The sequence below is a fragment of the Aminobacter sp. P4_H6_2 genome (assembly GCF_056400805.1).
In genome coordinates, this window is the sequence record NZ_JBFUKO010001011.1 from 1 (window position 1) to 1,170 (window position 1,170).

At 57.1% G+C, this 1,170-nt stretch carries 1 protein-coding gene; it reads left to right on the plus strand.

The window, feature by feature from the left end; all coding sequences use genetic code 11:
* Positions 1-958 (plus strand): tryptophan--tRNA ligase (gene trpS, locus AC1DUU_RS32540; protein WP_476787406.1); only part of this gene is annotated, 958 nt, incomplete at its 5' end.
* Positions 959-1,170 lie beyond the last annotated feature (212 nt).

Here is a 1,170-nt window from a genome sequence, read left to right on the forward strand (position 1 = left end):
CCTTCATCTCGGCCACTACGTCGGGTCGCTGAAGAACCGCGTGGCCCTTCAGCATACCCACGAGCAATTCCTGCTTCTCGCGGATATGCAGGCCCTGACCGACAATGCCCACAATCCTGAAAAGGTTCGACGTAATGTGCTTGAAGTTGCCTACGACTACCTGGCTGTGGGGATTGATCCGGCCCTAACGACGATCTGCGTGCAATCGGCTTTGCCGGCGCTGGCAGAATTGACCATGCTCTATATGAATTTYGTGACCGTTGCCCGGCTGGAGCGAAATCCGACCATCAAGACGGAAATTCAGCTTCGCGGCTTCGAACGCGACGTGCCGGCCGGTTTTCTCTGCTATCCCGTTGCACAGGCGGCCGACATTACCGCGTTCAAGGCAACGCTCGTTCCCGTAGGCGGGGACCAGGCCCCCCTCATCGAGCAAACCAACGAAATCGTTCGGCGACTGAACCGGCAGATCGGCCATGTCCTCCTGCCGGAAGCTCACGCCATGATCCCAACCGTTGGCCGTCTGCCGGGGATCGATGGCAAAGCCAAGATGAGCAAATCGCAGGGGAATGCTATTCTGCTTTCCGCCTCGCCGGATAAAATTCGTGATGCCGTGCGGCAAATGTATACGGACCCCCATCATGTGTGTGCTGCTGACCCCGGAACGGTCGAGGGCAATGTGGTCTTCACCTATCTGGATGCCTTTGGCGATGATTTGGCCGACATTGAGGACCTCAAGACCCGATACCGCCGGGGCGGGCTGGGCGACATGGCAGTGAAGCGGCAGCTTGAGGATGTTTTGCAATCCTTGCTCGCTCCGATCAGGGAGCGCCGTGCCCGGTATGCGGACGATCCGGGCTATGTCATGGACCTCCTGCGGCAGGGCACCTTCAGAGCGCGCGTGAGGGCACAAACAACCCTTGAGGAAGTGCGTGCCGGTTTGGGTCTCTTTTCACTCTAGCAATTGTCGTAAATGTCAGTCGCAAAACATTGACTTTTGCATCCGACTTTTGCGACAGAAATTTTCCCGAAAATTCAACGCGGCCGATTCTGTCGCATTTCCGCAGCGATTTCTTTAGTCGCGCGGACTGTCGCCACTGGCGGTTAGCCGCGCATTTTTCAAAGGAACTGGATCTATCATGGACGCAGTTATCGTCTCCGTCGCTCGTACAC